21 protein-coding genes are annotated in these 20,544 nt (G+C 60.3%); 10 read left to right on the top strand and 11 right to left on the bottom strand.

Annotated elements, in window-relative coordinates; genetic code table 11:
- Positions 1–2: 2 nt before the first annotated feature.
- Both H7H48_RS08685 and H7H48_RS08690 read right to left on the bottom strand, forming a co-directional pair.
- Complete coding sequence (locus H7H48_RS08685; protein WP_229448653.1) at positions 3–698, bottom strand: glutathione S-transferase family protein; 696 nt, start codon at positions 696–698, stop codon at positions 3–5.
- Positions 695–1,309 (bottom strand): dihydrofolate reductase family protein, encoded by a 615-nt coding sequence (locus H7H48_RS08690; RefSeq protein WP_229448654.1) that lies wholly within the window; start codon positions 1,307–1,309, stop codon positions 695–697. Before H7H48_RS08690 ends, H7H48_RS08685 begins: the two co-directional genes overlap by 4 nt.
- A gap of 121 nt (positions 1,310–1,430) precedes the next feature.
- Between H7H48_RS08690 and H7H48_RS08695 the strand changes: the two genes are divergently transcribed.
- Entirely contained in the window at positions 1,431–1,949 is a 519-nt protein-coding gene (locus tag H7H48_RS08695) for a helix-turn-helix domain-containing protein (protein ID WP_229448655.1), read from the top strand.
- On the opposite strand, the gene H7H48_RS08700 is transcribed toward H7H48_RS08695, so the two are convergent.
- Genes H7H48_RS08700 through H7H48_RS08710 form a run of 3 tightly spaced genes read right to left on the bottom strand, consistent with a single transcriptional unit; the run spans position 1,940 to position 3,435 of the window.
- Complete coding sequence (locus H7H48_RS08700; RefSeq protein WP_229448656.1) at positions 1,940–2,605, bottom strand: DUF899 domain-containing protein; 666 nt, start codon at positions 2,603–2,605, stop codon at positions 1,940–1,942. The two genes, H7H48_RS08695 and H7H48_RS08700, sit on opposite strands and share 10 nt — an antisense overlap.
- A gap of 30 nt (positions 2,606–2,635) precedes the next feature.
- Complete coding sequence (locus H7H48_RS08705; protein WP_229448657.1) at positions 2,636–3,103, bottom strand: SRPBCC domain-containing protein; 468 nt, start codon at positions 3,101–3,103, stop codon at positions 2,636–2,638.
- Complete coding sequence (locus H7H48_RS08710; RefSeq protein WP_229448658.1) at positions 3,100–3,435, bottom strand: helix-turn-helix transcriptional regulator; 336 nt, start codon at positions 3,433–3,435, stop codon at positions 3,100–3,102. Before H7H48_RS08710 ends, H7H48_RS08705 begins: the two co-directional genes overlap by 4 nt.
- Before the next feature lie 381 nt (positions 3,436–3,816).
- On the opposite strand from H7H48_RS08710, the gene leuA reads away from it, so the two are divergent.
- The 4 genes from leuA to H7H48_RS08730 all read left to right on the top strand — a co-directional run bounded on the left by leuA (position 3,817) and on the right by H7H48_RS08730 (position 7,340).
- On the top strand, positions 3,817–5,541 hold the full coding sequence (gene leuA / locus H7H48_RS08715; protein WP_370633358.1) for a 2-isopropylmalate synthase: 1,725 nt from the start codon (positions 3,817–3,819) through the stop codon (positions 5,539–5,541).
- Positions 5,538–6,302, top strand: coding sequence for an alpha/beta fold hydrolase (locus tag H7H48_RS08720; RefSeq protein ID WP_229448659.1), 765 nt, complete (start codon positions 5,538–5,540; stop codon positions 6,300–6,302). Before leuA ends, H7H48_RS08720 begins: the two co-directional genes overlap by 4 nt.
- Positions 6,303–6,446: 144 nt before the next feature.
- Positions 6,447–7,058, top strand: a complete 612-nt coding sequence (locus tag H7H48_RS08725; protein ID WP_229448660.1) for a hypothetical protein — start codon at positions 6,447–6,449, stop codon at positions 7,056–7,058.
- Positions 7,059–7,124: 66 nt separating this feature from the next.
- The gene (locus H7H48_RS08730; RefSeq protein WP_229448661.1) at positions 7,125–7,340 is read left to right on the top strand and encodes a DUF3955 domain-containing protein; all 216 of its coding nucleotides are present in this window, start codon (positions 7,125–7,127) and stop codon (positions 7,338–7,340) included.
- Between the two features lie 6 nt (positions 7,341–7,346).
- Here the strand turns inward: H7H48_RS08730 and H7H48_RS08735 are convergent, their stop codons facing one another.
- Positions 7,347–8,270 (bottom strand): metallophosphoesterase, encoded by a 924-nt coding sequence (locus H7H48_RS08735; protein WP_229448662.1) that lies wholly within the window; start codon positions 8,268–8,270, stop codon positions 7,347–7,349.
- Positions 8,271–8,324: 54 nt separating this feature from the next.
- Between H7H48_RS08735 and H7H48_RS08740 the strand changes: the two genes are divergently transcribed.
- Positions 8,325–8,810, top strand: coding sequence for an NUDIX domain-containing protein (locus tag H7H48_RS08740; protein ID WP_229448663.1), 486 nt, complete (start codon positions 8,325–8,327; stop codon positions 8,808–8,810).
- Positions 8,811–8,903: 93 nt separating this feature from the next.
- On the opposite strand, the gene H7H48_RS08745 is transcribed toward H7H48_RS08740, so the two are convergent.
- The gene (locus H7H48_RS08745) at positions 8,904–9,893 is read right to left on the bottom strand and encodes a glutathione S-transferase family protein (RefSeq protein WP_229448664.1); all 990 of its coding nucleotides are present in this window, start codon (positions 9,891–9,893) and stop codon (positions 8,904–8,906) included.
- A gap of 274 nt (positions 9,894–10,167) precedes the next feature.
- On the opposite strand from H7H48_RS08745, the gene H7H48_RS08750 reads away from it, so the two are divergent.
- Positions 10,168–10,677 (top strand): GNAT family N-acetyltransferase, encoded by a 510-nt coding sequence (locus tag H7H48_RS08750; RefSeq protein WP_229448665.1) that lies wholly within the window; start codon positions 10,168–10,170, stop codon positions 10,675–10,677.
- Between the two features lie 325 nt (positions 10,678–11,002).
- Here H7H48_RS08750 and H7H48_RS08755 read toward each other — a convergent pair whose 3' ends face one another.
- Genes H7H48_RS08755 through H7H48_RS08770 form a run of 4 tightly spaced genes read right to left on the bottom strand, consistent with a single transcriptional unit; the run spans position 11,003 to position 17,840 of the window.
- Positions 11,003–13,063, bottom strand: a complete 2,061-nt coding sequence (locus H7H48_RS08755) for a hypothetical protein (protein ID WP_229448666.1) — start codon at positions 13,061–13,063, stop codon at positions 11,003–11,005.
- 1 nt (position 13,064) lies between these two features.
- A complete protein-coding gene (locus tag H7H48_RS08760; RefSeq protein WP_229448668.1) occupies positions 13,065–15,875 on the bottom strand; it encodes a DUF4159 domain-containing protein in 2,811 nt (936 codons plus the stop codon).
- Positions 15,872–16,789 (bottom strand): DUF58 domain-containing protein, encoded by a 918-nt coding sequence (locus tag H7H48_RS08765; RefSeq protein WP_229448670.1) that lies wholly within the window; start codon positions 16,787–16,789, stop codon positions 15,872–15,874. Before H7H48_RS08765 ends, H7H48_RS08760 begins: the two co-directional genes overlap by 4 nt.
- 28 nt (positions 16,790–16,817) lie before the next feature.
- A complete protein-coding gene (locus tag H7H48_RS08770; protein WP_229448671.1) occupies positions 16,818–17,840 on the bottom strand; it encodes a MoxR family ATPase in 1,023 nt (340 codons plus the stop codon).
- Positions 17,841–18,000: 160 nt separating this feature from the next.
- Here H7H48_RS08770 and H7H48_RS08775 point away from each other — a divergent pair, with 160 nt between their 5' ends.
- Genes H7H48_RS08775 through H7H48_RS08785 form a run of 3 tightly spaced genes read left to right on the top strand, consistent with a single transcriptional unit; the run spans position 18,001 to position 20,533 of the window.
- Positions 18,001–18,630 carry a DUF1285 domain-containing protein gene (locus H7H48_RS08775; RefSeq protein WP_229449217.1) on the top strand — a complete coding sequence of 210 codons (630 nt, stop codon included), beginning with the start codon at positions 18,001–18,003 and terminating at the stop codon, positions 18,628–18,630.
- Positions 18,631–18,632: 2 nt separating this feature from the next.
- The gene (locus H7H48_RS08780; RefSeq protein ID WP_229449218.1) at positions 18,633–19,265 is read left to right on the top strand and encodes a CoA pyrophosphatase; all 633 of its coding nucleotides are present in this window, start codon (positions 18,633–18,635) and stop codon (positions 19,263–19,265) included.
- Complete coding sequence (locus H7H48_RS08785; protein ID WP_229448672.1) at positions 19,265–20,533, top strand: CCA tRNA nucleotidyltransferase; 1,269 nt, start codon at positions 19,265–19,267, stop codon at positions 20,531–20,533. Before H7H48_RS08780 ends, H7H48_RS08785 begins: the two co-directional genes overlap by 1 nt.
- Positions 20,534–20,544: the final 11 nt, after the last annotated feature.

Consider the following 20,544-nt stretch of genomic DNA (forward strand, 5'->3'; position numbering starts at 1 on the left):
CGCTAATCGGCATGGTCCCTCGCTCCCGGCGGCGCCAGCGTCGGTTTCTTGTCGAGCGGAACCATGTGGAAATAGGGTTCGGCCTCCGCCAGCGTTCGCGCATAGCTCGGCCGCTGCATGAGGCGGGTGAGATAGGCTGCCAGTTCCGGATGCCCGTCGTTTATCGCAACAATGTTGTTGGCATAAAACAGCGCGGGCGCTGCGGAGCAGTCTGCAAGCGAAAACATGTCCCCGAGCGCAAAGCGTTTTCCCTTCAAGCGCTTCTCGAGGAAGGTGTAGGCCGTCTTCAGCCCGTCGATTGCTTCTTCAACCCCAAAAGGATCGCGTTTCTCCTCGGGTCGAAGCTGATCTCCGACGACCTTCTGCAGGTTCTGGTGAACGTAATTGTCGCACAGACGGTCGATCATTCTAGCCTCGAGCGCCTGCTCGGGATCTGCCGGCACGAGGCGGGTCGGGCCGGGATGGAAATGGTCGAGATATTCGATCACGGTGGTCGATTCCACCACAACGCGGTCGCGCGCCTCATCCACCAGGGCCGGGATCTTGGTTGCTGGCGAAATGCTCTGGTAGGCTTTGCGCTCGCTCGGGTCCATCAGGTTGGGTATGACCGGCTCAAACGGCGTCTCATTCTCATAGAGCGCGATCAATGCCTTGTGGGAGTACGACGAGAGAGGGTGGGAATACAGTTTCAGGGTCATGGCTCAACCTCGCTTTTCTCCGGGCCGTGTGGCTCCGTGCCGGTGTGGTCGCCCGGCGCATAGCGCAGGATCAACGTCCCGTTTGGCAGTGGGCGTGTCTCGATCAACCGGAATCTGCGTGGGGCACTGCCTTCCTTGAAGAACGGCGTGCCTTTGCCGAGTTGGATCGGGACGATTGCAAGCATCAGTTCATCCACGAGACCTTCGCTCATAAGCGCATGTGAAAGCTTGGCGCTGCCGAAAACATAAATGTTCTTGTCGGGTGCAGCGTCGGCTTTCAACGCCCGTATTCCCGCGGCAATATCGCTCATCACGCGTGTGTTGTTCCAGTCGGACTGGGGCAGTGTATGTGAGGCTACCAGTTTGGGCAGCGCGTTCATGAACGTTCTGACCTCGGACGCTTCCGACTCGTCAGCAGTCGTCCAGTAGTTCTTCATTCCTTCATAGGTGGTGCGGCCGAAGACAAGGCAGGACGCATTCTTTCCGAAACTCCGGCTGAGGGCATCCAGCTCCTCGCACCAGGCTTCGCCATGGAAGCCGAGGTCCCATTTCTCCTCACCCTCAAAATAGCCGTCCAGTGTCACCAGCACCCAGATAATGACCTTGCTCATCTCGATCTCCCTTGAAGAGCGACGGTTTTCGATATCGAATTAAAACTGGTTTCATTTTCTAACTGGTTGCACCATATGCTTACTGGTGGCATTCTGCAATCAGAATTTTCAGGAGGCTTTCTTGCAGGACCAGCATCGCTCGGGTTGCCCGATCAATCTCACGGTCGAGGTGATTGGCGACAAATGGAGTTTGATTGTCGTGCGCGACATGATGTTCGGGAACAGGCGTCACTTCCGCGAATTGCTGAACAATTCAATGGAAGGGATTGCTTCAAACATCCTCGCCGACCGTTTGCGCAGGCTCACATCGGAAGGCGTGATCTCAAAGGCGGACGACCCCAGCCACAAACAGAAGGCAATCTACAGTCTGACGGAAAAAGGCATCGAGTTGGTGCCTGTCTTCGCCATGATCGGCGCTTGGGGCAGCAAATGGCTTCCGGTCACCGAGGAGTTGTCGATCCGGGCGAAGATTCTTGCGGAGGGCGGACCGTCGCTCTGGGAAGATTTCATGGATGATCTGCGTGTGACGCATCTTGGGGCGCCACCCAATCGGGACAAAAAAGGGCCGGGTGTGGGTGAGCGGCTCCAGGCAGCCTACGAGGCCGTCGTTGCCCGTCAGTCTGAAGCGGATCAAAGCTGAGGCTTTGAGAGATATTCATCGTGCAGTCGCCACCATTGATAGGGCTCGGTCTGCGGAGTGCCTTCGGGTGACGCCTCCCATGTCTCCTGTCGTCCATAGGGTGTCAGATCAAGCAGGGTCCAGCTTGTTCCAAGCGCTTCCACGCCCCGGCCGCTGGTGTAATAGGTGTGGTAAATCGAACCGCCCTCGCGCAGGAAGACATTCAGGCCGAAACCTCCGCCCACGCCGTAATCCGCGTTGAACGTCGAGTTCATCACCGAGTACCACGGCAACTTCCAACCCATCCGCGCCTTGAACGCTTCAATCTCTTCCGCCGGCGCGCGTGAGACGAGCACCAGAGTGGTGTCGCGTGCGTTGAGGTGGGCCGGATTGCCGAGATTGTCGACAAACATGGCGCAGCCGCGGCAAGGAGCGGGGTCTGCAGGCTTCAGCATATGATGATAGACAATAAGTTGCCTGCGGCCTTCGAAAATCGCCTCGAACCCTTGGCTGCCTTCGGTGGTCTCGAAGCGATAGTCTTTCTCGACCAGGACGCGGGGAAGCCGGCGCCGTTCTGCTGCCAATGCGTCACTTGCCCGCGTGTGGGCTTTCTCCTTGGCGAGCAGGCTTTCACGGGCCTTTTGCCATTCCTCTCGGGATACGGTCTGCTGTCCCATATAACCCTCCGGTCCAAGTTGGTTGTGCTTTTAAGCGGCCTTTGAAAGAAGCGCGTCGAGCTTGTTGAAGGAGGAGGTCCAGCCTTCCTCATGGCCGTCACGCGATGCGGTCGAGGTGAAGAATGCCTGGTGGAAATGCATGTGCGTCTTGCCATCATCGGTGTCGCTGAAAACGATCGTGACCACAGTTTCGTGTCCGCGCGCTCCGTCTTCCTCCTCCCAGGCATGGGTGAACACAATCCGTTCGGGTGGTGAGACTTCGTGATATGTCCCGCTGACCCAGTGTTCTGAACCATCACTGCCGCGCATGCAGGTGCGAAACCAGCCGCCTGCGCGGATGTCGCCTTCCGAAACCGGTATCGTCATCCCCTCCGGGCAGCTCCAGCGGTCCAGATGTTCCTTGCGGGTCCACATCTCGAAAACGAGATCACGCGGGGCATTGAATACCCGTTGAATGGCCAGCTCGGCATCGGCTTTCTGCGTGGTCTCCATGTTCATCGTGGTTGCTCCTTCTGTATTTCTTGCAGGTAGCTGTCGAGGCGGTCGAAGCTCGCCTCCCAATAATGGCGGTAGGCTTCCACCCAGCCGGCGATATCCTTCAAGGGGGCGGCTTCGAGCCGGCAGGGGCGAAATTGGGCATGCTTTCCGCGTGAAACGAGCCCAGCTTTCTCCAGAACTTTCAGGTGCTTGGAGATGGCTGGAAGTGTCATCTCGAATGGTTCTGCCAGTTCGTTGACCGTGGCTTCGCCTTCCGCCAGCCGGGCGAGCATTGCCCGGCGGGTTGGGTCGGCGAGGGCGGAGAAAGTGGCGCTCAGTGCGTCGGTCTGCATTGCTTCACCAGTTAGTTAATTAACTAATTGGTAAAATACAGTTTGAATGTGCCTTGTCAAGCTCTCCGTTCCGCCTGCATGACGATCCACTTGCCAGCCGCGCCGGCGTCGTTTAAGGAAAGCTCCATGATGACGCGCCAGACAGTTTCCCGTTCCGCTCGTGCCGCCTTTTCCGGCGCGACTGTGCGCGCGCTAGCATCCAGCCTTCTTCTTCTCGGCCTTATCGGCGATCGCCGGGTCCGTTGAAGGAGCGCCCGGCGATCGATGTCGCCGGCTGGCAGAAGCTCTTTCTCCAAAACTTCACTTTACTGTTGACAGGCCCGCCGTGCGAAGCGCACGCAACCGGTGCCGGGAGAAAATGGAATGGACGCGCAGAACACGATGACTGACATGGAAAGAAACCGAGTACAGGGAGAGAAAGCCGCGCAGGGCCGGAAAGGCATGCCGGACGCTTCGGTCAAGTATCAGCCTTATCCGCAGATCGATATTGCTGATCGGACATGGCCTTCGAAGCGCATTGAAAAGGCGCCGATCTGGTGCTCGGTCGACCTGCGCGACGGCAATCAGGCATTGATTGACCCGATGGGGCATGAGCGCAAGGCGCGTATGTTCAAACTCCTGCTCGACATGGGCTTCAAGGAGATCGAGATCGGGTTTCCCTCCGCCTCGCAAACTGATTTCGATTTCGCCCGCTGGTGTATCGAAGAAGGTGGAGTGCCCGATGATGTGTCGCTGCAGGTTCTCGTGCAGTGCCGTCCGGAATTGATCACCCGCACCTTCGAAGCGCTGGAGGGCGCGAACCGTCCGATCGTCCACTTCTACAATTCCACCAGCGAATTGCAGCGTCGCGTTGTGTTTGGCAAGGATGTCGCCGGCATCAAGCAGATCGCCACCGATGCCGCCAAGATGGTGATGGACATGGCCGCCAAGGCAGGTGGTGGCTACCGGTTCCAGTATTCTCCGGAGAGCTTCACCGGTACAGAGCTCGACGTCGCGCTTGATATCTGCAATGCGGTGATCGAAATCATCAACCCCACTCCGGACAACAAGCTGATCATCAATCTGCCGTCCACGGTCGAGATGTCCACGCCTAATATCTACGCCGATCAGATCGAATGGATGTGCCGCAATCTCGACCAGCGCGAGAACCTGATTGTCTCGTTGCATCCGCATAATGATCGCGGAACCGGCATCGCCGCCACCGAGCTTGGCCTGATGGCCGGCGCCGACCGTGTCGAGGGCACGCTGTTCGGAAATGGCGAGCGGACCGGCAATGTCGATGTCGTCACCCTGGCGCTCAACATGTATACGCAAGGGCTCGACCCGGAGCTGGACTGCACCGACATCAACCGCATGAAGGATGTCTACGAATACTGCAATCAGCTCGTCATCCCCGAGCGGCATCCTTATGTGGGCGAACTGGTCTACACCGCGTTTTCCGGCTCCCATCAGGATGCGATCAACAAGGGCATGAAGGCTATCAAGACGGCGAACAAGCCGCTCTGGGAAGTTCCTTATCTGCCGATCGATCCACAGGATGTGGGACGATCCTATGAGGCGATCATACGGATCAACTCCCAGTCGGGCAAAGGCGGCATCGCCTATGTCATGCAGGCCGATTACGGGCTTAACCTGCCGCGCAATCTGCAGGTGGAATTCCGCGAGGACATTCAGGAGATCACCGACCGCGAGGGCAGGGAACTGCCTGCGAAGCAGATCTACGAACGTTTCATGGAACTCTATGTCGACCAACCCGGCGCGCGCCTCAAATTCGTCGATCACCAGACCTTCCCCGACACCAGCGTTAAAGGTCAGCGCATCGTCGAGGCGACGATCATGGACGGGGGCAGGGAGACGGTGATCAAGGGCGTGGGCACCGGCCCTGTAGACGGTTTCATCGACGCCCTGTCCAAACATCTGGGCGTCGCGATGTCGGTGGTCGATTATTCGGAGCACTCCATGCAGCAGGGCTCCAATGCAGCGGCCATCTGCTACATGGAAGTCCAGCATCCCGGCGGCAAGCTTTTCGGTGCGGGCGTCAACACAAACATCGTCACGGCCTCGCTCGAAGCGGTGGTGTCGGCGGCCAACCGGATCGTGGGGTGACCGGCACTCTTTTTCGTGAAGACACGGGCGAGGGGGATCCTACCCTCGTCCTGCTGCACGGCTTTGCCGGCAGCCACCGTGTCTGGGAGCATGTACGCCGCGCACTTCCCACCGGTCTGCGCATCCTTGCATACGATCTTCCCGGCCATGGCCGCTCGCTCGATTGCCCGGGTGCAGGCAAGGCGAAGGCCACCGCGCAGGCTGTCATCGATGATCTTGAGGCGCGCGGAATCGGGCGCTTTCATATGGCCGGCCATTCCTTCGGCGGTGCCGTCGCAGTCCTTGCCGCCCATCTCGCACCCCATGCCGTTGCTTCCCTGGCGCTGTTCGCGCCGGGCGGCTTCGGGCGGGAGATCGCCGGCGATCTGATGGTGGCGCGAGCACAAGCCGGCACCGACATCGAAATCGCAGCCGCCATGCAGGGCATGTTCGGGCCACATCGCACCGTTCCTCCTGAAAGCGTGGCTGAAGCCATCGCACTGAACGCCGTGCGGGGACAGCGCGAGAAGCTTGTCGAGATAGCAGCCCTGATAGTTCGCGATGGCAATCAGGGCGTTTTTCCAGCCGGTATGCTTGAGAACCTGACGATGCCGGTCCATCTCGCATGGGGGGCGCTGGATTCCGTGTTGCCACCTCGCCAGGCGGCACGCGCGCCTGGCTCTTTCACTCTTCACCATCTGGAAGGGGCTGGTCACATGCTACCGGAGGAAAGGCCAGAGGCAGTGGCCCGTATCATCGCCCGGAGTATCGGGGCGGTGTAAGGTTGGCAAATCCCTCAAAGTCCCCGGTTTTTCACAAATTTACTTTGTAAACGCTGCTTTCTAAAGCGGAACAAAACGTGATGATTTTCTGTTTTAGCCATGTTAACGATGGGTTAACGCTAAGTTTCATCAGGAGTCCTGCCCATGAGTGAGGCTGGTCAGTCCGCAGCTTCGGTTACCAATGTGCGCAATCTTTCCGAGGCTATGCGCGAGATGAAAAACGCGGCTGCCGACAGGGCGGATGTGGTCGTCGAGATGCGGGAGGCAAGTCGAACGCGCCTCGAATTGCTGGCTCAGGAACTTCAGCCGGTTTTCGCTGATGTGCCGGCGGATGATCCCTCTTTCGACTTTGTCATCTCTTCCGGGGAGCAGCCGAGGCTGTGGATCGACGCCGTCGCTCATGTGGTGATGGGGCGGGACCGCCGCACCTATCGGTTCCTGCGCGACACCCGCCTCGGTCGGGTGGTTCTGGCCGAGAGCACGGAGATCGCGCCGGTGGCCGATCAGGTCACACGCTACATCGCCGAACGCATGGTCGAACGCCAGCGCGCTGTGGAGGGTGATGTCGAAGTGTTTCGGCGCCCCGAAGCAATTGATGAACCCATGGCCGCCGCCACCTCAGAAGGCTCCGCCTGGCGCAGCTTTCTGAGCGGATTGGGCCTTGTGGTTCTGGGTGGCATCGTTGGTGTCGTGGGCGTCGCCATTGCCATGTGGGATCGGTTTCCGGAACTGGAAACGCTATTGTCCCGTTTCTGAAGCTTCAAAATTTCGCCTCGTTTTCGGATCAACTTTTGGTTGAAGGGCCGATAGCGAGTGATTGTGATGAAGTTTCTGTTTTTTTGTGCCTTGCTTCTGGTCTCGACCGGTGTCTTCTCTCTGATCGCAGTGGTCATTATTGGCAGTTCCGTCGATGCCGCGGGTGTTCTCCACGAGCCGGTCGCCCTGATGGACCTGTGCGTCACGTCTTTGGTGTCGGGGCTCGCTCTTGGGTCGGTTTGGGCGTTCCTGGTCTTCTACCGGCGCGTACGCCCGTCCTGACCGTGCTCAGCCAGCCGATGTCTCCCCACTGGTAAGCAGCGCCCCGGAGACCTCACCGATGGTGCCGTTTCCATCGGTAACACCGCGCCGGGAGAAGCGGATTTCCCAGGCCCCCGGCGCGCCGTCAATTTCGAAGAGATTGTAGTGGGCCGGCGGTTTGGCGCTACCATGGGACTGCCCAGCAGCGGCAACACCGACCACCGGCACCGTTTCCTCATTGGGGCCGTCGATGCGATGTACCGTCGGTTTGTGCGTGTGCCCGTGCAGAACGAGTTCCGCGCCGTGCTTACGGATCAGCTTCTGGAACCGTTTGATGCCGTAGAGCCGCTTGGCTGCGTGGGTCGCCCCACGCACCGGAGGGTGGTGGATCATAATGACCCGAAAAAGTCCGGCTTTCCCGGTGGCATCAAGCATCTTTGCCAACCGTTTTGCTTGCGCCTTGGAGAAATGCCCGCTCGCGAGAAAGGGCGCTGTAGCACGTGCCGAGGAAACGCCGATGATGGCCATCTTCTCCCGTACACGAAGATAGGGGAAGCCACCCTTGCCTTTTGGTGCCTTGCCATCGTCTCCTGTCATGTAGGCAGCCCATGCCTTGCAGCATCGCGCCAGCGCGCCTGGCACATAAGCATCGTGGTTGCCCGGGACCACGGAGATCTTGTCAGCCGGCCCGAGGCTTTCCAGCCACAGCCGTGCCATCTCGATCTCCTTGTCGAGAGCTAGGTTGACGAGGTCTCCGCTAAGCGCGATGTGGTCGGGTTCTGCTGCCAGCATGTCGTCGGTAATGCGGTCGATCAGACCATGATCGAGATTGAGCCTGCGGTTGCGGCGCCAGTTGATGTAACCGGTGATACGCTTGGAAGCGAGCTCCCGATAGCTTATGGCGGGGAGGGGGCCCAAATGGATGTCGGAAAAATGCGCAAGGCGAAACATGCTTTCGTGTGTAGAACACCCAAAACGCCCTGACCACCCCGCAGGATGCTGCATATGAATGAAACACCTCCTCAGCGCCCTTCCCCGCCGTTCAATGCCCGCCTTTTTCATTTCTGGTTGCGCCTGAGCCGCCCCATGACGCTCGGCATGCGCGGTGTGGTGTACGATCAGAAAGCTCATGCAGTGCTTCTGGTGCGCCACACCTATGTGAAGGGTTGGCACTTTCCGGGCGGTGGTGTCGAGCCAGGCGAAAGTACGGAGGCTGCCCTTGCCCGCGAACTGATCGAGGAAGGCAACATCGAGCTTATCGAAAGGCCGGTCCTCAAATCACTTCATTTCAATCGCATCGCCAGCAATCGTGACCACGTAGCGGTTTACCTGATCACACGATATCGCCAGACACATCCACATGTGCCCGACCGGGAGATTGCAGAGGCGCGCTTCTTTCCGCTCGATGGCCTGCCTGAGGGAACAACTGGGGGCACCCGCCGCCGTATCGCTGAAATATTCGAGAATGCCCCCGTCTCGGACGAGTGGTAGAGACGCAATACGGTTTGGTCAGAGAGGGTACTGTCGGTCGGGCCATCCTCCTCCCCATCCGACGTGGCGAGAAGGAGGATTGGCGGCTGCACCTCAGGCAGCCTGCTCCAAACGGTCGCGATTGTGTGGTGCAGTCAGATCGAGCTCCGGTCCCAGTGGTACGACCCCTGTCGGGTTGATCGTGCCGTGGCTGCCATAATAGTGCGCCTTGATGTGAAGCATGTCGACAGTCTCCGCCACGCCTGGCACCTGGTAGAGTTCTCGCAGGTAATTGGAGAGCTGCGGGTAGTCGGCGATGCGGCGCAGATTGCATTTGAAATGCCCGACATAGACCGGATCGAAGCGTACGAGAGTCGTAAAGAGCCGCCAGTCGGCCTCCGTCAGGCGGTTGCCAGCAAGATAACGCTGGCGTGAGAGCCGTTTTTCCACGTCATCAAGAGCTTTGAAGAGTGCCTTGAACGCTTCTTCATAGGCTTCCTGCGTGGTCGCAAAGCCCGCCTTGTACACGCCGTTGTTGATGTTGTCGTAAACAAGCGTGTTGATGCTGTCGATCTCGCTGCGCAGATCTTCCGGGTAAAGGTCCAGCGTCGCATCGCCCCACTCGTCAAAGGCATCATTCAACATGCGTATGATTTCCGCCGACTCGTTGGAGACGATCGTCTCGGTCTTTTTGTCCCAAAGCACCGGCACGGTCACTCTGCCCGAATAGGCGGGATCTGCCTTGGTATAAATCTGGTGCAGAAAGTCGAACCCATAAAGATCGTCGCCGGTGGCGCCGTCTTCCTTCAGGAACGTCCAGCCGTTTTCGCCCATGAAGTGATGGACGACTGACACGGAAATAACGTCCTCCAGCTTTTTCAACTTTCGGAAGATCAGCGTGCGGTGCGCCCAGGGGCAGGCAAGCGAGACATAGAGATGATAGCGACCGGGCTCGGCCTTGAAGCCACGCTCACGGCCTTCTGCGGGCGTACCGTCCTCGGTGACGAAATCCCGGAACTGTGATTTGGACCGCTGAAAGCGGCCGCCTGTTTTTGACGTGTCATACCACTTGTCGTGCCAGACACCTTCTACGAGCAAACCCATTCAAATCTCCTCTGTTTCGATGGATGTAGGGCATTGGTCGACCGATCCCAACCGTTGGGAGCGTAAACGCTGCGTCAACAAATTCCGTTCAGTGGCAAAGTTGCAGTGGACGAGGCGGAAAAATGCTGGTAGCGGGAATTCCCTTCAGCGAGGAAAATGCACGGCAATGATCCGGTTTCTGGTGGAGCGACGACGAAAGGACTGAAGGCCCCTGGCATGGGGCAGGCGCGCCTGCGGCCGCCTCCACCTTTCGAGACCACCGGAATAACTGCTCATGTCTTCTGCTGACATTCACTACCTGCCGGAAGAGCCGGCACACGACGCTGAAATCGAACTCATCAACGAAGAAGCCTTCGGCCCTGGCCGTTTTACGCGTGCTGCCTACAAGATTCGCGAAGGCGGGCCGCATGATCGCTCACTGTCCTTCGTGGCCGTTCATCAAAACCACGTCATTGCCTCGGTCCGCATGACATGGATCGCAGCCGGCGAGGGGCGGGCGCTCCTGCTCGGCCCGCTTGCGGTGCGGCCCGCCTTCAAGAGCATAGGCATAGGCCGCAAGCTTGTAGCCATCGCCGTCGAGGCTGCGCGCGAAGCTGGCGCCGGCTCTGTCGTTCTGGTTGGCGATGCCCCGTACTATGGACCGCTCGGCTTTGAAAAAATTCCCCAAGGTCAGCTTTCCATGCCGCGCCCTGTCGATGCGGAGCGTCTTCTGGCCGTCGAATTGAAAGAAGGTGCGGTGGCGACGCTGAAAGGTGACGTTACTCACGCTGCACTTTCAAGATAATCTCGACTCCCGGAAATAATTGTGGAATATAGATTGCCTATCCAAAGGTGATTTATGATTATATTTGTTATTGTAGAAATTTGTACAGAAAAGAATAAGTGCGTTATTTCATAATATTTCCCTTCCTCTCTCTATTTTTGACGGGGTGTGTTTCTCCCGAACCTTACACCGTGGAACCTCGCGGACCGGGAGCGCTGACAGGGAGCGCCACGCCGCCGCCCTATGTGAAGGGCGGCTTTCCGGGAAAAGGGCGCCTCTGCGAAACACGGAACGGCGCCGGCGAGCCGGTGACCTACAATTGCTGAAGTCGGTTGGGCGCTGGCTTTCAGCGCCCCTCGCGATACCACATAGCGCCAAAAGCGAAGAGCAACAGCGCCAGTGCCAGAAGCCCGGTGAACACAGGAACCCGGCGCACGGCTTTCAGAATACTGTCGTCAGTGGTTCTGAATCCGATCCAGTCATTGCCCGATGCGCTGCCGGTGCGGCGCACGGGTACGATATTGGGCAGGTCGCTATCGGCAATTCTGCGCACCGAGCCGCCTGTCGCATCGGCGGCCGGTGCAAGCTTTTCCTCTGTGGAGATCATGTCGCCGAATTCCGGCGCGTTCACCGGCCCCACATGGGCAAGTGTCGTCAGGTCACCATTGGCGATGCTGTAAATGCCTATTTCATTCGTCTCCAGGCTTGTGGAGAAGCGGCCGGGTCCGGCGGGGCCAAGATCGGTCGATAGCGTGTTTCCCGAAGGGGTGGTGATCTCGGCCTGCGGCGCGCTTTCTTCCATTGTCTGGCGTGTGATCTCGAGCCGCATGCCGCGGCCCGCCGCCGAAAGGCGCTCTTCCTCGAGCTCCGGCTCCTTCATCAGCCAGTGGGCGATGCGACGATAGAGAGCCACATGCGGGCCGCCACCCTCGAAACCGCGGGCCCACAGCCAGCCCTGATCGGAGAGGAACATGCCGACACGACCCTCGCCCTTGCGGTTCAGAATGAGAAGCGGCTGCTCGTTGGCCCCCTGCATGACCACCTGACCGTCTGGCCGGTCGATGCCGATCAGGCGGAACCAGCGGCTCCATGCCGGAGGCTCGGAGCCTGCTCCTTCAAGGCCGCGCGTCACGGGGTGGCGTTCGCCGGTCTCTGTCAGGCGCGGATAAAAACCCTGTTCCACCACATCGCCCGTCGGCAGGCCGGGCAGGGCAGCGATCAGTGGCGTGCGGGCGATGGACTGGTTGCCGGCGAATTCCGGCCCCGCCGCGATCAGCAGCGCACCGCCATTTTCCACATACTCTGCGATATAGTCGTAGTAGAGGATAGGCAGCACATCGCGGTGCTGGTAGCGGTCGAAGATGATCAGGTCGAAATCGTCGATCTTTTCGACAAAGAGTTCGCGCGTCGGAAAGGCAATCAGCGAAAGCTCGTTTATCGGCGTCCCGTCCTGCTTTTCCGGCGGGCGCAGAATGGTGAAGTGAACGAGATCTACCGAAGCATCGGATTTCAGCAGGTTCCGCCAGGTGCGCTCGCCCGAATGCGGTTCACCTGAAACCAACAGAACGCGCAGGTTTTCGCGGATGCCGTCGACCAGCGCGACCGCGCGGTTGTTCACGTCCGTCAGTTCGCCCTCAACCGGGTCAATCGCCAGTTCGATGATGTTGCGTCCGGCATTCGGCACATCGATTTCGAGCAGTGTTTCCCGGCCGATCAGCGCCTCTTCGATGAAGAGCTCCTCGCCATTGATGATCACGCGCACATCCACAGGGCCGCGCTGGTTGCCTGTGGCGACCACGCGATAGGTCATTTCCAGGGGCTTGCCCACTATGCCGAAACGTGGTGCGCGCTCGAAACGTATGCGGCGGTCCATCTCGTCGGCCTTGCCGGTGATCAGGCCATGGATCGGCGCGCCAATGCCTGCAGCATTTTCAGGGACGTCGTGCACCTGACCGTCGGTGATCAGCACGGCCCCGCCCACGCGGGACGGCGGTACATCGCGCAGGGCACCATCGAGCGCCTCGAAAAGGTGTGTCTGGGCATTTTCAGTTGCCGAAGAAGACCGGCCAGTGCGCACCACGCGGGTTTCGAATTCCTTGAAACGGGCAAGCCTCGCTTCCAATTCGGCGGCGGCTTCGTCGGTCGTCTCGCTGCGTCCGTCGATCGTGGTCTGGCTCTGGCTTTCGTCGACCACAAGGGCGACCACGCTTTGAAGCGGCTCGCGCTCTTCATCGAGAAGCACCGGATTGGCCAATGCCGCGGCCAATGCGGCCAGCGCAGCCAGCCTAAGCCACGCGCCGCGTTGCCGCGTCCAAAGTCCGAGGAGCGCCAGAAGCGCAACGGGGATGAGCAGCGCTGCCAGAACAGGCCAGGAAAAGAAGGGTTCGAAACTGAGCGACCAGTTCATCCTATTGCCCCAACCGTTCCAGCAGGACCGGCACATGAACCTGATCCGATTTGTAGTTGCCCGTGAGCATGTACATCATGATGTTGACGCCCGCGCGGTAGGCATAAAGGCGTTGCAGCGGGTCATTGGGCACGGTCGGCAGAAGCGGTTCGCCGCTGGCGTCCAGCGCCCACGCCCCGGCCAGATCATTGCCGGTGATCATGATCGGCGTCACCCCGTCACCCACCCGGACGGGCCGGTCGGTGCGGGTGGAGGAATCGAGCGATGCTTCCACCCAGAGCGGGCTGCCGCGATAGCGCCCCGGAAACTCCGGCAGGATGAAGAAGGATTTCGTCAGCACATGGTCTTCGGGTACCGGTTCCAGCGGCGGCACGTTGAGGCCGGAAAGGATATCGCGCAGGCGTTGCGTGGCGGGTGTCACGGCATCCGAGCCGAACCCGCTTGAATACTGATCGCGCGTGTCGAACAATACCGTTCCGCCAGACTGCATGTAGGCGTCTATGCGGGCGATCGCTTCTTCGCCGGGCATTGGTGCGTCCGGGTCGATGGGCCAGTAGATCAACGGGTAGAAGGAAAGCTCATCGGTGGCGATGTCGACCCCCGCAGGTTCGCCAGGCTCCAGCGCGGTCTTCGCTGCAAGGAAAGCCGACAGCCCCTGAAGTCCGGCGCGGCTCGTGGCGTCGAGCGAGGAAAGCCCGGTGATCACATAGGCGATGCGCGTCTGCGAAATCGCCTCGATCGCCTCTGCCTCTCCGGCTCGCTCGTCCAGCGCACGGGCTGCGTTTGGTGACATCATGGCAAGCATCAGGCCCATGGCCAATAGGGTCGCCGCACCCTTTGCCAGTTGCGGTTTGCGGCGAAGCCGTCCCCCGAGCCAGAGTACGGCGAGTGTGTCCAGCGCCAGAAGGGCGAGGGCGGCGGCAAAGAGTGGGCCTTTCAAGGGCTGCTGTTCGTCCAGTCCGTAGGAAATGGCGGTCATCGGGGCAGGGGCCTCAGGGCGCGTGATCGGGATCAGCTCCGTGTCGGGCGCAAGCAGGTTGTGGGCCACGACGCCTTCCTCGCTGCCATAGAGGCCGGGCGGATGTTTCAGCGTCACGGCGTTTGTGTCTGCGGCAAGAGCCTCGGCCTCGCCGGAGGGCGGTACAAGGCGCCCCTCCGCCGAAATCAGGCGATACGGTGCAAGCGCTCGCCCGCCTTCTGCTCCCGCAGTGTTGAGCGTCCCCTGATTGCGTGAGAGCTGGACGATCCGGCGCAGCATTTCCACGAAACTGCCGGAGATCGGCAGGTTCGACCAGGTCGCCTCAGGCGTCACGTGAAAGAGCACGATCTGGCCTTCGCCCCGCGAAACGCCGGTGACGAGCGGCGTGCCATCGGCCAGGTTTGCCCAGCTCCGCTCCACGATGTCGGGCGAGGGTTCGGCCAGAACCTGCCGGTTTACCGTCACGTCGCGTGGTGGCGCGAGATCGGAGAAGGGACCATTGCCCGGAAACTCAGCAACGGGTTGCGGCTCTGTCCAGGAGAGCGCACCGCCGAGCGACCGTTCGCCCAGCCTGAGCCGAACGGGCAACAGATCCTCGTCATTGTCGGCCGCTGCCAGTCTGGGCCCGGCAAACCGCACCAGCGTGCCACCGCCATTCACCCAGTCGATCAGCGCCTGACGTGGGGCTGCCGGCAGTGTACCAACATCGGCCATGATGATCACCGCCGGCTTCTGCTCCAGCAATTCCGGCAGCGCTTCGGTCAGTTCGGCGCTCGATGGCTCCATGAGGTCGGCGAATGGCGCAAGCGCCCGCTCGATATAGTAGAGCGGCGAAAGCAGCGGCTGTGCCTGATCCGCTTCGCTCTGTGAAATCAGGCCGATGCGCCGGCGCTTGCTGTTCTCATCGAGAACCCTCAGGCCGGCGGCCTGGTTCTGGCCCTCGATCCCCACAGACACGAAGTCGTTTCGCAGCTCGAAGGGAAGACGCATGGCGCCCGTCGCCCGGGTTTCGCCCGCGCCGAACGTGATTGTCGTTTCGGCGATGCGTCGGCCTCTCTCGTCACTCGCATAGGCAACGGCCTGACGCGGCCCTGTATCGTTTTGCGGGCGTGTTGCCGTGATTTCGAAGGCCTCCGCCGTGTTTTGCGTATCCGTCGCTGCGAGCAAGTCGAGCCGATCTGGTTGTGCCCACAAGGCCTCTCCCGGGCTGCCGGAGAAAAGCGCGCTGAAGGCGGCTTCATCCCCACTCATGGCCAGACCGTCGGTCAGAACAGCAACAACGGCGCCCGGAAAATCATCCAGCGCTTCAGCGACCCGGCCATAGGTGGCCGGCCGATTGCCGGGGACGGGACGCGGTTGCGCTGCGTTGAGACGCTCCAGCGCCGTATTGGCATCGAAAGGTCCGATCTCCTGGTTCTGCTCTTCAGCTGTCAGGGCCAGGACGACTGGCTGTTGATTGACGCGGGCATCCTCGATCAGACGCGCCGCCGTGGCCACACGTTCATCCCACTCAGGAGCTGCAGCCCAGCCATTGTCGAGCACGACGGCCAGTGCCGAGCCTTCGCCCGCTGCCTTCTCGCGCGGGTTCAACACCGGGTCGGCCAGGGCGAAAATCACCAGTGCGGCGAGCATCAGCCTGAGCAATGTCAGCCACCACGGACTCTTGTGCGGTGTTTCCTCGCGTTTTGCGATTCGCGCCAAAATCTTCAGCGGCGGAAAGGTTTCGGTCTGTGGCCGTGGCGGTGTCAGGCGCAAAAGCCACCAGATCACCGGCAGGGCGATCAGCCCCCAAAGCAGGAAAGGTTGCGCAAAGGAGAGAGAAAGCCAGTTCACAAGCCCCTCTCCATTCCAAAGCCGGCATCGGCGCTCATGGCATTGTGTACGGTGACCAGCGCCTGCGCAGCAGGCTTGTCCGTGTGGTGCACGGTATAGCTCCAGCCGAGCCGCTTGCACCAGAAAGCCAGTTCCTCACGTCGAGCGTGATAAAGTCGCCGATAATCTTCTGCCAGTGTTTCGGCGCGGCCCGCAGTCAGTTTTTCGCCCGTTTCAGGGTCGGAAAATTCAGTGCGACCGGTGTAGGGGAAGCTTTCTTCCGCCGGGTCGACCACCTCGACAAGATGGGTGCGTGCGCCCCGGCTCGCCAGTTGGTCAAGCCAGGCGATGGTTTCTTCCACCGGATCGAGAAAGTCGCTCACCAGCACCACGTCCGAGAAACGGCGGATCTGCAGAAGGTCGGGCCGGGCCGGCAGGTCGGGGGTGTGCATGATCTGGGCCGCCAGCCGCTCTGCTCCATTTCGGGCGGAAAACGGATCGGTGACGCCGGGCCACGCGATTCGCTCGCCGCTTCGCGACAAGAGTTCTGCCAGCGCAAAGGTCAGCACGAGCGCTCGCGCTTCCTTGGGCGTTGGCGCCAGGGATGATTTGTAGAGCATGGAAGGCGATGGGTCGGCCCAGAGCCACACCGTATGAGCCGCCTCCCATTCGCGGTCCCGCACATAAAGATGGTCGTCGCGTGCGGAGCGCCGCCAGTCGATGCGTGAAAAAGCCTCGCCCTCCACATAGGGACGGAACTGCCAGAAGTTCTCGCCTATTCCGCGTTTGCGTCGTCCGTGCCAGCCGGCGATCACGTTGTTGGCAACGCGCTTTGCATCCACAAGCAGGTCAGGCATCAGCGCGGCTCGCGCACGCGCGCGAACCAGCGCATCGCTCGATGCGACCGGTTTGGAAACTTCGCCGATCTTTGCCATCAAGATCCTATCTGGAGCGCGGTGCCCATCAATCGAGCGCCTTCACGAGGCGCCGGATCACGTCGCGCACGGTCATGCCTTCCGCGCGCGCCGCGAAGGTCAATGCCATCCGATGTTGAAGCACAGGTTCGGCCAGCGCCCGCACGTCATCCACGGAGGGGGCGAGCCTGCCATCATAGAGCGCCCGGGCACGGGCACAGAGCGTCAGAGCCTGGCTGGCGCGAGGGCCTGGGCCCCATGCCACATGGCGGTCCGTGTCAGGGTTGCCGACGCCGGGCCTCGCCGTGCGCACCAGTTGCAGAATCGCATCGACCACGCTCTCGGGCACGGGCATACGGCGGATCAGCATCTGGATTTCCTTCAGCCGCTCCGGCGAAAGCGCGTTCTTTGCCTCAGCTTCATCCGTGCCCGTGGTTTCGAGAAGGATGCGTCGCTCGGCGTCGAGCTCGGGGTAGAGAATGTCCACCTGCATCAAAAAGCGATCAAGCTGTGCTTCCGGCAAAGGATAGGTGCCTTCCTGCTCCAGCGGATTCTGCGTCGCGAGCACATGGAAGGGCGAGGGAAGGTCGTGCCGGTGGCCGGCCACAGTCACGTGATATTCTTGCATCGACTGGAGAAGCGCGGATTGGGTGCGCGGGCTGGCACGGTTGATCTCGTCCGCCATCAGAAGCTGTGAGAAGATCGGACCGGGCAGAAAGCGGAACGAGCGCTTGCCCTTCTCGTCCTGCTCCATCACTTCCGAACCCAGAATATCGGACGGCATCAGATCCGGTGTGAACTGGATGCGTCGTGCATCGAGACCGAGCACAACGCCGAGTGTCTCCACGAGTTTCGTCTTCGCGAGCCCGGGCACTCCGACAAGCAGTGCATGGCCGCCGGCGAGGATCGCCACAAGGGTGCGTTCCACCACCGCTTCCTGACCGAAAATCACCTGCCCGACGCCTTCGCGCACCTTTGCTATATCTGATAGCGCACGTTCGGCTTCAGCGACCATTTCCTTGTCGCTCATGGGCTTTTTGCCCGGAACTTCGTTTTTGGAAACAATGGTCATGCCGTCTCGATCCTCGTTAAAGGCCCCGGGGGACTAAAGGGCAGCAGGAACGGACCACACCGGCACGTGTCTGGAGCGATTCGTGCCTTCACGTCCCTTTGGCAAACTTAAAACACTCAACAAGGCTGACAAGCGAAACAACAGTGACTATTTCGTGACCATGAACAAGAAAACGAGCAAGAGCCCGTCAAGCCTCGCGGGAGCCGCCGACACTGCCAGCCTGGAAGCCATGATCGCGCGCGCTGCCCGTTCGGGCAAGGGCGTACCGCCGGTGGAGCGCTGGAATCCCGAGTTTTGTGGCGATCTCGATATGGAGATTCGCGCCGATGGCACCTGGTTCTACATGGGAACACCGATCGGACGACCGGCGCTGGTTCAGCTTTTCTCCTCCGTTCTGCGCAAGGACGAGGACGGCAAGACCTATCTCATCACTCCGGTGGAAAAAGTCGGCATTCGTGTTGAAGATGCGCCGTTTCTTGCAGTGGAGATGGTTGTAACCGGTGAAGGGGAGGCACAAGCGCTTACCTTCCGCACAAATGTCGGTGATGTGGTCGAAGCTGGTCCCGGGCACGAATTGCGCTTTGTGGATCAGCCGGATACAGGCGGATTGAAGCCATATCTGCATGTGCGCGGAAGGCTTGAAGCTCTTGTCGCACGCTCTGTTTTGTATGAGTTGGTGGAGGTCGGGGAGGAGATCGAGATCGACGGGCGCATGATGTTCGCGATCCGCTCGCGCGGCGCAGTGTTTCCTGTCATGCCCGCTGACGCGTTGCACAGGCTGTCGCAATGACCATGAGGAGTATCTCGAAAACTCTTTATTCGGCGGAAGAATTTCGCCGTCGCGCGGCGCGCCAGCAGGGACCCGCGGGAGCGGAAGATTACGGCGATCACAGCCTGAATCCCGACCTACGTGAAATGATCGTGCGACCTGGGCTGCGTGATGCCGCCGTACTCATACCGGTCGTTGACCATGCCGATGGCGCGTCGGTGATCCTCACCCAACGCACTCAGTCGCTTCGCAGTCACTCAGGCCAGATAGCTTTTCCGGGTGGGCGTATCGATCCGGAGGACGCGTCGCCGGAGGCCGCGGCCTTGCGCGAGGCAGACGAGGAGATCGGCCTTCTTCCCAATGCGGTCGATGTGGTCGGCCGCATGCCGGACTATTCCACCGGGAGCGGATACCGTATTGCTCCGGTGCTTGGCATCGTGCAACCAGGCTTTGATCTGCGCATCAATCCTGACGAGGTGGATGCCGCTTTCGAAGTGCCGCTGGCCTTCTTGATGGACCCCGCCAATCATCGGCGCGAAAGTCGTCTGTGGCAGGAAAAGGAACGGTTCTATTATACCATGCCCTTCGGTGAGCGCTTCATATGGGGTGTTACGGCCGGCATCATTCGCACTCTTTACGAAAGACTTTATGCTTGATGGACAAGCGATTGATTTTAGATTCGGAATGGCTGTCCGATAAAAAGCTACAGGCGCTGCTGGAAGCACTGTCTACGGGCGGTGATGAGGCGCGTGTCGTTGGCGGAGCTGTGCGCAACACGCTGCTTGGCCAAACCGTCACCGACATTGATATCGCCACCACCACGCAGCCGGATGAGACGGTGCGTCGGGCGCGCGGCGCCGGCTTCCGCACCGCGCCCACCGGCATCGACCATGGAACCGTTACGGTTATTGCGGAGGGGCAGGCCTACGAAGTCACCACGCTGCGCGCGGATGTGGAGACCGATGGCCGGCATGCGCATGTCACTTTCGGCCGCGATTGGCGCAGCGATGCCGAGCGGCGTGACTTCACCATCAACGCGCTTTATGCGCGCGCGAATGGCGAGATCATCGATCTGGTGGGCGGCCTTGAGGATCTCGAAAGCCAGACCCTGCGCTTCATTGGCGACGCCGATACCCGGATCACTGAGGATTATCTGCGCATCCTGCGGTTTTTCCGTTTTTTTGCCTGGTATGGGCGAGGCCGCCCTGATGCGGCGGGGCTCAAGGCCTGTGCACGTCATCGCGATGGGCTGGAACGGTTGTCGGCCGAACGTGTCTGGGCGGAGCTTAAAAAACTCCTCTCGGCGCCGGATCCCTCACGTGCTCTCCTGTGGATGCGCCAGACAGGGGTTCTGACGAAAATTCTTCCCGAATCGGAAAAATGGGGAATCGACACCATCGCTCCGCTGATCGAGGCGGAGCAGACGCTCGGCTGGCGGCCGGACCCATTGCTTCGGCTTGCTGCGATCATCCCGCCCCATGAACCTCGAATTTTGGAACTGGGAAAGCGTCTGCGCCTGTCCAATGCTGAGAAGAAAGACCTTTCGGATTGGGCGAGTGCACCGGTACCCTCCCCGGATTTGAGCGAGAGCGGTTTCAGGAAACTCGCCTACAAAGCAGAACCAAATGGCCTCTGGTGGCGTCTGAAGTTGGCTTTGGTGAGTGCTCGTGCGCGAGCATCGGAAGACGACAAGGCGCTGATGGAGGCAGCCGGTTATACTCGCCTCATGAAGCTCGCTGAAGCATGGCAAAAGCCATCACTCCCGGTCGATGGGACCGATCTCGCAAAACTCGGGCTGCAAAAAGGGAAGGCCGTTGGAGAGGTTCTCTCCCTGCTGGAGGAAGAGTGGATCGCGTCTGATTTTTCGTTGAAACGCGACGCGCTGCTTGAGCGCGCCGCCTTGATGATCTCGTCCACCGGCTGAAAAGGTCGGTG

The sequence above is a fragment of the Nitratireductor sp. B36 genome (genome assembly GCF_020833685.1).
In the GTDB taxonomy this organism is placed as follows: domain Bacteria; phylum Pseudomonadota; class Alphaproteobacteria; order Rhizobiales; family Rhizobiaceae; genus Nitratireductor.